This window comes from Alphaproteobacteria bacterium, from assembly GCA_030740435.1.
Taxonomy (GTDB): Bacteria; Pseudomonadota; Alphaproteobacteria; order UBA2966; family UBA2966.
Window position 1 is genome coordinate 1 of the sequence record JASLXG010000220.1, and the last position, 9,686, is coordinate 9,686.

The 9,686-nt window shown below is 63.6% G+C and carries 7 protein-coding genes and 2 pseudogenes; 3 read left to right on the plus strand and 6 right to left on the minus strand.

Annotated elements, in window-relative coordinates; translation table 11 throughout:
* The 3 genes from QGG75_20640 to QGG75_20650 form a co-directional block, all read right to left on the minus strand.
* A partial coding sequence (locus QGG75_20640) for a tetratricopeptide repeat protein (protein ID MDP6069639.1) occupies positions 1–487 on the minus strand: 487 nt, incomplete at its 3' end.
* 257 nt (positions 488–744) lie between these two features.
* Entirely contained in the window at positions 745–1,890 is a 1,146-nt protein-coding gene (neuC, locus tag QGG75_20645) for a UDP-N-acetylglucosamine 2-epimerase (protein ID MDP6069640.1), read from the minus strand.
* Positions 1,887–3,062 carry an NAD-dependent epimerase/dehydratase family protein gene (locus QGG75_20650; GenBank protein MDP6069641.1) on the minus strand — a complete coding sequence of 392 codons (1,176 nt, stop codon included), beginning with the start codon at positions 3,060–3,062 and terminating at the stop codon, positions 1,887–1,889. The genes neuC and QGG75_20650 overlap by 4 nt, the downstream gene beginning before the upstream one ends.
* A gap of 177 nt (positions 3,063–3,239) precedes the next feature.
* Between QGG75_20650 and asnB the strand changes: the two genes are divergently transcribed.
* The gene (asnB, locus tag QGG75_20655) at positions 3,240–5,195 is read left to right on the plus strand and encodes an asparagine synthase (glutamine-hydrolyzing) (protein ID MDP6069642.1); all 1,956 of its coding nucleotides are present in this window, start codon (positions 3,240–3,242) and stop codon (positions 5,193–5,195) included.
* A 2-nt stretch (positions 5,196–5,197) separates the two neighbouring features.
* Here asnB and QGG75_20660 read toward each other — a convergent pair.
* A pseudogene (locus QGG75_20660) lies at positions 5,198–6,649 on the minus strand (IS701 family transposase).
* An 18-nt stretch (positions 6,650–6,667) separates the two neighbouring features.
* Positions 6,668–6,874 (minus strand): annotated as a pseudogene (locus QGG75_20665) (IS5/IS1182 family transposase).
* A gap of 710 nt (positions 6,875–7,584) precedes the next feature.
* On the opposite strand from QGG75_20665, the gene QGG75_20670 reads away from it, so the two are divergent.
* On the plus strand, positions 7,585–7,872 hold the full coding sequence (locus QGG75_20670; protein ID MDP6069643.1) for a hypothetical protein: 288 nt from the start codon (positions 7,585–7,587) through the stop codon (positions 7,870–7,872).
* 532 nt (positions 7,873–8,404) lie between these two features.
* Here QGG75_20670 and QGG75_20675 read toward each other — a convergent pair.
* Complete coding sequence (locus QGG75_20675; GenBank protein MDP6069644.1) at positions 8,405–9,043, minus strand: YjbF family lipoprotein; 639 nt, start codon at positions 9,041–9,043, stop codon at positions 8,405–8,407.
* A gap of 126 nt (positions 9,044–9,169) precedes the next feature.
* Between QGG75_20675 and QGG75_20680 the strand changes: the two genes are divergently transcribed.
* Positions 9,170–9,686 (plus strand): hypothetical protein (locus QGG75_20680; protein MDP6069645.1); only part of this gene is annotated, 517 nt, incomplete at its 3' end.

Consider the following 9,686-nt stretch of genomic DNA (forward strand, 5'->3'; position numbering starts at 1 on the left):
GCCCCCGGCCGCCCGTGAGCGACATGATCCAGGGCGCGGAGCGCACCGGCCACAACGGCTTGGGCATCATGAAGTTCTCGTGATAGCCCAGCGTCACATCCAGCTCGCGGTAGGCGTTGTAGGAAAAATCCGAAGACGTCACCTCGGGCGGCACGTCGGCGGCCTCCTTGACCCGCCGCAGATAGCTGCGTGCCGTGCGGTATGAACCGAGGCGGAAATACAGCACCCCAAGCTCGAGCCGCACCCGGGGCAGGTTGGGGTTGACCAGCAGCATGCGCTCAAGGGCGCTGATCGCCGCCTCGTAGTTGCCGATCTTGATGGCCAGTTCGGCAAAACGGAAACTCTTGTCGAGATTTCCCGGGTCACGGAAGACCTCGTCGAAGGCCTTTTCGTATTGCGCTTCCAGCGCCGCCCGATCACCCTCGTCGTCGACCTGGGCCGATACAGGTGAGGCGCCGAGCACGATGGCCACCAACAATATCGCCAAGAACGTCCGATGGCAGCCAAACCGCCAAAACCTGTGCCAATTCCTGCGATTGCCCGCGCACCGCAACATGACGTCATGCTCCTTCGGAGCGTAACTATTGGCGCCCGCGCGCACCGGTACCGAGCGCCCATTGTGCAGCACTCGACAGTATCGGCAGTGGAAAATGCCGAGTCAATCTTGGCGGCGGTGCCGATCACGCCGGTTATGCGGTATCCCTAACCGTCCCTAAGCGGTGCAATTCATTTGCCGCCGGCCCATCAATAAGTCATCTGCTTGAGCAGCAGCCGGTCGTCGATTTCGAGGCCGGCCAGGACCTCGGTAATGCGTTGATAGGCGCGACCGTCGCCGAAAGGCGGCTGGATGGTGCCGAGGCGCTGACGAAAGGCCTCGTCGCCCAGCGCCTGATCGATGGCGGCCCGGATGTCAACGCGCCGGTAGGCCACGTCGATGACGTTGGCGCAGCGCTCGCGATCGCGCTGGCGCTGGCCCACGTTGACCGCCGGCAGCCCGAAATATGGCGCCTCGATGAGGCCGGCGGACGAGTTGCCGACCAGGCAGGCCGCCATTTTCTGCAGGCCGATGAAGTCGGCCGCCGGGATGTTGCGGTGAACGCTGGCGCCTGGTGACGAGCGCCTTTGCTCGATGACCTCGATAATGCCCTCGAAACCCTGGTCGGAGCAGGGATAGACGTAAAGCCGGCGCAACCCCTGCGCCTCGACGGCCGCCACGGTCTCCGTCATCTGGGCCATCGAGTTTTCCGGCTCACTGGAATCGGAATGTTGCAGCACCAGCACGAAAGGCTCGCCGGCCGCCAGGTCGTAGCTTTGACGCAAGCTCTCCGCCGGCGTCACCTGACCGAGAAAGACCTGGTCGAGGTGGGTATCGCCCACGGTATGAACCCGCCAGGGCTGCTCGCCCATGGCGATGATGCGGCTGGCCGAGGCCGGCGTCGAGGGGAAGTGGAGGTGGGCCAGCTTGGTGATGGCGTGGCGCACCGGCTCGTCCAGGCTGCCCGACAGGTCGCCGCCCTGGGCGTGGGCGATGGCGATGCGCATGTTGTGGGCGGCGATGCAGCCGGCAAAGACCTCGCCGCGGTCGCCGATCACCAGCAGCACGTCGGGCCGCAGTTTTGCCAGCACGTCGACCGAGCGTTCGAGGCAGCGCCCGACAGCCCGGGCCCGGTCCTCGTTGCTGTCGCCCGCCTGCTCCATCTCGATGGCCGCCGCCACCGGGAAGCGGGCCGCGACCTCGTCGACGGTGCGGCCGAAGCGGTCATAGAGGTGCTGGTCGGTAACCACCAGCTGCAGCTCCAGCCCGGGGTGAGCGGTGATGGCCTCCATGGTCGGCGCCAGCGCGCCGAAGCCGCCGCGCTTGCCGTTCCAGACGCAGATTCTGCGCCTCACGATTGCTGCCGGTCCTTGATGTCCCCCCACCAGCCGAAGGAGGGTTGGATGACGTCGGGATCGACGCCCTCGCGGTTATTTTTGATGCTTCCCAGCATCTCCTTGACCAGAACCTCGGACAGCAGGCTGGGTTGCAGGCCAAGCTCCACCAGCTTGGAATGCTGGGGGTTGTAGTAGTGCTCCTCGGCCTCCAGCCGGGGGTTTTCGACGTGGTTGATTTCGACGTTATGGCCCACCTCGCGGCCCGCCCGCTGCACGGTCTGGGCAAGTTCGTTGATCGAAAGGGTTTCGGTGAACTGGTTGAAGATGCGGCATTCGCCCTTGGCCGCCGGGTTTCCGACGGCCAGGTCGACGCACTGGATGGTGTCGCGAATATTGAGAAAGCCGCGCGTCTGACCGCCCTTGCCATAGACCGTCAGCGGCACGCCGCAGACCGCCTGGACACAGAAACGATTGAGCACGGTGCCAAAGACGTGGTCGTAGTGGAAGCTGGTATTCAGCTCCTCGTGCAGCAAGGTCTCCGGCGTGTCGATGCCGTAGACCACGCCCTGGTTGAGGTCGGTGGCCCGCAGTCCCCAGAGCCGGCAGGCGAATATCAGGTTGTTCGAATCGTGCACCTTCGAGAGGTGGTAGAAGCTTCCCGGAAGTTTGGGAAAGGGCAGCGTGTCGCTGCGGCCCTTGTGCTCGATGGTGATGTAGCCCTCTTCGATGTCGATGTTCGGCGTGCCGTATTCGCCCATCGTGCCCAATTTGACGAGGTGGGCGTCAGGCGAATACTTGCGTACGGCAAAGAGCAGGTTGAGGCTGCCGATGACGTTGTTGTGCTGGCTGAAAACCGCCTGTTCGCGGCCCTGCATGGAATAGGGCGCCGAGGGCTGCTCGGCGTAGTGGACGATGGCATCGGGCTGAAACTTGGCCAGCGTCTCGTAGATGAAACGGTGGTTGGTGAGATCGCCCACCCTGAGCGCCATGTCGCGGCCCGTGACTTCCCGCCATAGCGCCACCCGGCGGTGCAGCGTGGGGATCGCCACCAGCGGCTCGATGCCGTCCTCCAGCTCGATCCGGCGCTTGACGAAATTGTCGACCACCATGACCTCGTCGCCGCGCTGGGAAAAGTGCATCGCCGTGGGCCAACCCAGATAGCCGTCGGCACCGAGGATAAGTACTCTCATGGACCTCTCACGGAATGTTCACAGGCTGCTCTGGGAATTCCCCGGCGGCCGTGCCGCAAACCCCTAGTCTTGGCCGCCCCGGGTGTCAAGCGGGCCTTGGCCGGGAAGGCGCGATTCCACCCCCAGGCTGCCCCGTGCTACGCTGCCTGGCCCCAGGAGCAACGGACCCCGAAAAACATGTGCGGTTTTGCCGGCTATCTCGATCCCCGGCTGGAGGATGGCGAGGACGCCATGCGCGCCCGGGCCGCCGCCATGGCCGAGTGCCTGCGCCACCGCGGCCCCGACGACAGCGGCAGCTGGGCCGACCCGGCCGCCGGCCTGGCGCTAGGCTTCCGCCGGCTCTCCATCATCGACCTCTCGGCCGCCGGCCACCAGCCCATGGTCTCGGCCGACGGGCGCTACGTCATGGTCTACAATGGCGAGGTCTACAATTTCGCCGCGCTGCGCCGCGAGCTGGAAGCCCTGGGCCGGCGGTTCCGCGGCAATTCCGATTCCGAGGTGGTGCTCGAGGCCATTGCCCAGTGGGGCCTGGAGCCGGCGCTCGAGCGCTTTGTCGGCATGTTCGCCCTGGCGCTGTGGGACCGGGAACAACGAGAACTCAGGCTGGTGCGCGACCGCCTGGGCATCAAGCCGCTTTACTACGGCTGGGCGGGAGGGGTCTTTCTTTTCGCTTCCGAACCGGCGGCCTTGCGCGCCCACCCCGCCTTCGAAGCCGGCATCGACCGCGAGGCCCTGGCGCTCTACCTGCTGCGGGCCTGCGTGCCGGCACCGCGCTCGATGTGGGCCGGCATGCGCCAGTTGGCGCCGGGCCACCTGGTCGCGTTGCGGGCCGGCGAGCGCTCGTTACCCGAGCCCGAACCCTATTGGTCGTTGCGGGAAACTCTTGCCCTGGCCCGCCAAAATCCCTTCCGGGGCAGCCTCGACGAGGCCACCGAGGCCCTCGAAGAGCACCTCACCGCGGCCGTTGCCGAGCGCCTGGTGTCGGACGTGCCGCTGGGTGTCTTTCTCTCCGGAGGTATCGATTCCTCGACCGTCACGGCACTCATGTGCAAAACCGCCAGCGGCCCCGTGCGCAGCTTCTCCATCGGCTTCAACGAGGCCGACTACGACGAAGCCGTAGACGCCCGATTGGTGGCGGAACATCTCGGCACCGAGCACCACGAGCTCATCCTCGAGCCGGCCGACGCCCTGGCCGTAATCCCCGATCTGGCGCGCATCTTTGACGAACCCTTCGCCGATTCCTCGCAGATCCCCACCTACCTGGTGTCGCGAATGGCGCGCCAGCACGTCACGGTCTGCCTCTCGGGCGACGGCGGCGACGAAACCTTCGGCGGCTATAACCGCTACCTCTGGTGCGATGCCGTCTGGCGCCGCACCGGACACTGGCCGATGACGCTCAGGCGCGGCCTGGGGGGGGCGTTCAGGCTGCTCTCGCCGGGGGCCTGGGACGGCCTCTTCGCGGCCCTGGGACCGGTGCTGCCGGCAGCGTTGCGCCAGCGCAATCCGGGCGACAAGCTGCACAAGCTGGCCGCCGTCATGGCCGCCGACGGCATCGAGGCCATGTACAAGGGCGTGGTCGACCACTGGCCCGATGTGGGCCGCTTGATGCCTGGCGCCAGCGAGCCGGCGAGCCTGCTCAGCCAGCCCGAAAACTGGGCCGAGCTTCCCGATTTCGTGCAGCAGATGATGTATCTCGACGCCATGAGCTATCTGCCCGACGACATCCTGACCAAGGTCGACCGGGCCTCGATGGCGGTCAGCCTGGAAGCCCGGGTGCCGCTGATCGACCATCGCGTGGTGGCCTTCGCCTGGTCGCTGCCGCTCGAGCACCGGGTCGGCGCCGGCCAGGGCAAGCGGGTGCTCAGGCGCCTCCTCGATCGCCATGTACCGCGGCGGTTGGTGGAACGGCCCAAGATGGGCTTTGCCATACCGCTGCAGGCCTGGCTGCGCGGGCCCTTGCGCGAGTGGGCCGAGGAACTGCTGGCCGAGCCGGCCCTGGCCGAGGGCGGCTACCTCCAGCCGGCGCCCATCCGCGAGCTCTGGCGCCAGCACCTGGGCGGCCGGCGCAACTGGCAAAACCGGCTCTGGGACGTGCTGATGTTCCAGGCCTGGCGCCGGGAATACGGGATCTAGTCCTACTGCGTCATAACCCGAGTTGATCGGTTCTGGCTCTTCGATTCGGCTGGTTGCAGCATGGGCATCGTCGTAGCTTTTTGACCAAGGCGCGGGTGATCCGGCGTTTGAGTGTCGCGATCGAGTGCGGCACGAGGCGTTCGGTACGTGTCGGGGGCGCCGCGGGGTCGATGACCGTCGGGAAGGGCAGGCGCTTGGACCAGCCGGGCGTGGCCGGTGGCTGAGGGGGGAATCGCCGCCCGCTCGGCGACCAGGAAGCCGTAGGCGGCGATACACACGGCGCCGTGGTGATGGAAGCCGCGCCAACCCCTGCCTTCGTAGTGGCCAAGGCCGAGTTCTTGTTTGAGCTCCAGATAGTCGCGTTCGATCCGCCAGCGCTGCATGGTGCGCTCGACAAGGGTTTCGAGGGCCATGTCTTCGGGCAGGGTGGAGAGCCAGAACTTGCTCGGCGCGTTCTCGTCCTTGGGCCATTCCACCAACAGCCACAGCTCGGGCCGTGGTTCGCTGCGCCGATGATCGCCATGGGCCGGGCGCACCCGCAGCGCGGCAAAGCGTGAGCTCAGCATCTCAGCCACACCTGAGCGCCAACTCACCGTGCGCCAGGCCTCCGGCGGCAAGTCCGCGGCCAGGGCCCGCACTTGCACCACCGCTGCATTGTCGCCGCCTTGACGCAAGCGCTTGGGATGTTGGCCGCGGCCGCCAGCGCGCCGGGCCGGGACCCGCGGCGTCAGCCCCGGAGGCCAAACCACCGTCGTGCCCAGCACCCCAACCGAATACTCCAATCCCAGCGCCGTCAGCCCGTCGCGGAAGGCGCTGCTGTTGCCATAGCCCGCATCGGCCAACACCGTGCCAGCCGGCACCTCAGCACTCAGGGCCTGGCTGATCTGCTCAAGCGCGATCTCGCCCTTACTCTGGAACGTCACCGTCTTCGGCACCTTCGCCTCGGCCCGTCGGGCCGCATCCGCCGCCCAATCCTGCGGCAGGTAAAGCCGCCAGGCGATGGGCAGGGAGGCCTCTGCCGTCGCCACCGACAGCGACGCCGCCACCTGGCAATTGTCCTGCTTGCCCAGTTGGCCACAATATTGCCGGGCCACTCCCACCGAGTGGCGGCCCTTCTTGGGAAAACCCGTATCATCGACGATCCAAGCCGTCACCGGGCGGCGCGCCGTCATCAGCGGCAGCACGGCATGGCTGACAGCTGCCAAAAACGCCTCCCCGTCCCAGGGCTAATTCGCCACGAAATGCAGCAGTGACTGGTGCTCCGCCGACGTCCGGTCGGGACGCAAACGCGCCGCCATCGGCTCCACCGACTTGCGATCCCCCGGCAACAGAAGGCCCGTGCAATAGGACCGGAACGGCGCCACACGGTCCAAATGACCAAGGCACACCGAAAGCCAATCCACATAGGCCGAAAACCGCGCCTCACTCCCGTCATCACTCCATAGAAGACCCATCACCACACCTCCCTTAGAAAGCAGCAGCGACGCCATCAACCACGGATCGTAGGGCGGGTAGCCCCGCCCCGCGTCGTAATTCTCGACGATCGCCGACAGGTCCAACTGTTCACGCACCAAGTCGCGGATGAAATGCGCAGAATGATCAGAGGGCACAAAATCATGCACCGACGGCGGCAACAGCAGGCTTTGGTCCACCTGCCAGGGACGAAGGGTCTTCTTCATAACCATGTTGAATCGGATCCCTCGACCTCGCCCCACAAAAATCCGATGATTCCTCGGACAGGCTCCTAGCATTTCTCGCCGGGTCACGGCATGCCTGGAGCGGCAAAACAAAGATTTCCACAAGTCCTCAGCGACATAGTTTTCCATTGTTTTAGAAATTGGTAAGGAATAGGCGGTTCAATGTTGGGACGAGGGGATCATCCGGGGGGATTGCGACGACGGGAAACAGAGCTTTCGTGGTGATCGGAACGGCGGCCTGCCGGCCCCTCGCAACGGAGGCCGGAAATGGCCGGGCGGCAGCGGCAAATTCGCCAGCGGGCTAACCGCACGGTAACCTCACTGGCACACCGATCAGGGCTGATCCGGGGCAGCCTACGGTGATAGGTCAGTCCGAGAAAACAATAGGTTAGCCCTTTACACGGACCGTAATTAGATTGTAGACAGGGGGTGGACGTTCTATAGTCCCGCGGTTGACCGGCTTGGAGACGATGGTAGTCGTATCTCGGGAGGGGAGCGGGAGCGGGGCCTTCGGATGAAATTTGATTGCGGCGATGCCGCGGCCGAGAGAGGTTGGAGAGCAAATAGCCAATACTGGGATGGCGTTGAGGAAAGCTGGCGTAGATGCTTGTTGTTCTTGATCGCCTGAGGTAGAGGCGGTAAGGTTATGTGTTGTGTTCTGGATAGGATGTTCTGGATAGGAGGTCGGTTTGATGCTGGTTCGTAAGATTTTGATGGTGGGGGGATTGGCAATCTTGGTGGCACTGCCGCCGGGGTTCGCATACGCACAGTCCCAGCATGACCGCAAATCCGGGTCCGGAGCGGCTGCGGGGCAGGAAAAAGGAACGGCGGGTGCCTTGGGCGGCTTGACCGCTGGAACCATTGCCGCCGGTGTAGCAGTGGCAGCGGCTATCGCCGTGGCGATTGCCGTGGTGGCAAACAATGACGATGCCGGGTCATCGACGAGCACCAGCACTGCAACTTCGACAGACGATCCATAAATTGCATTTGAGACAAGGGAGGGTCGACAATGGGGGTCCGAAAATTGGCAACATCGGGGATGTTGGCACTTGTGTTGGTGCTGACGCCGGCTTTGGCGCTTAGCCAGGCCCAGTACGTCGGGGCCAATGGTACGGCTTCGGGCCAAGAGAGTGGTGCAGCTGGCGGCGCGGGAGCTGGAGCTGGTGCCGGTATCGGCCTTGGTGTCGCTGTAGCGGTCGGCCTGGCGGTAGCTATCGCAATTGCTGTTGTTAGCTCCAGCGATTCGACCGTCGTTGCGGCGGGGACTGCTGATGATGAGGACGCGGCGACGACGGAGGCGGCGGCCTCTTCGACTGATTCCTCGACAACGACTTCGACTTCGACTGCGACCGCGACGAACACCCTGGCCAGTTTTGGCAACACCGGGATATTCTGCTGCAAATTTGGATTGGGGGTCCCAGGGGATTGACAACTCCCGGAGTTGCGGTCACGGGAGTTGTCGGCGCATGGATTTAACCCGAGCGGAGGATTCCGGGGCAAGTTGGCAGGCGACTAGGCGGCCGGCTTGAGGATTTCAAAAACGAGCGGCGGGAAGTTCCGCGCGATGTGCTGGCGGCTTTTCCAGACGAAGCCGTCTTTGATGTCGACCCAATAGTAGTTATAGAAGCGCCAGTTCAAGGTTTGGGCGTCGTTCCGTTCCCGCACCAACAAGGTTTTGAAATCCAGTCCCACGATCGAGATCTGTTTCGGCCCGAGGGGTTCGAAAAGCGAATCGATCCGCAACCCGTAACTCTGGTTCAGGTCGATGTCGACGCTGCGGGAAAACGACACCGGCCCATCCAGCCTGTGCAATCCGTCGGCCACGGGGTCCTGCTCCTGGGCTGTGGTGGCGCGAAGGTTCTCTGGAAAACCCGCGGTCTCTACGATGCGCCCGTGTTTGGTGACAAGGGTAGCTCGATCCGCGGAAACCCAGTATAGATAGTCTGCGTCCTTGCGTGCCAGAACGAGTAGGGCTGTTGGGCCTTTTCCTATCTTGGCGCTCAACGTGGCGTAGGGTATTTTTGTGATCTGCTCACGAGTGAGAGGGACATCTGGCAATCCGGCCGCGGCGATCTTCAGGGTGCGAAACACGGCCGACGACACCGGAGTGAATCCACAGCTCGAAAGCAGGAAAGAAGCACCCAGGATCATGACATGGCGTCTATCAGGGATTATCGGGGTCATCGTCGGATAGGTCCGGATGAGTGGCATGGGGAATCGTCGAATATTGTTAAGACTACGAATTTGTTGCCGGACTGTCGACTGCGGAGATCGTTAATGAGACAAATGCTGATCGGGCCTTGGGAAATATTTCTCACGGCATGTTGCGCTGTTGTCCTGGCTTCATCGATGTTGATGGTGCCGGTGGCCGGTTGGGCCCAGCAGTTGTCGGGTTCCGGCTTGGAAAAACTGATCCAAGGCCTCACCAATTCCCGGGGGCCACGGGGCGTAACCGGCCCAAATGTGAGATCCTCAAGTAGGCAGGATGAGCGCTTCCGCGTTCAACTCGACGCCAAAACAAAGAAGGAAAATCTTGAAAAGCAGTTGCTGAAAACCAGGGTTATGTCCGCGGATTTACCCGTAATACAGCGGTATTGCCGTGGTAAAATTAGCGATTCCGACACGGCTATCCTGACAATCAGAAAAAAATTCTCTCGCCTGGAACGGGACTTCTGCAGGCGCGCCAACCAAATTCTCCTGCAGATTGGCTATGACATTTTTCAGGCTGACGCCCTCTTTAAAGAACTTGGAGGTGGCGTTATCCAGGATTCGTATGTGCTGGGCATCGGAGACG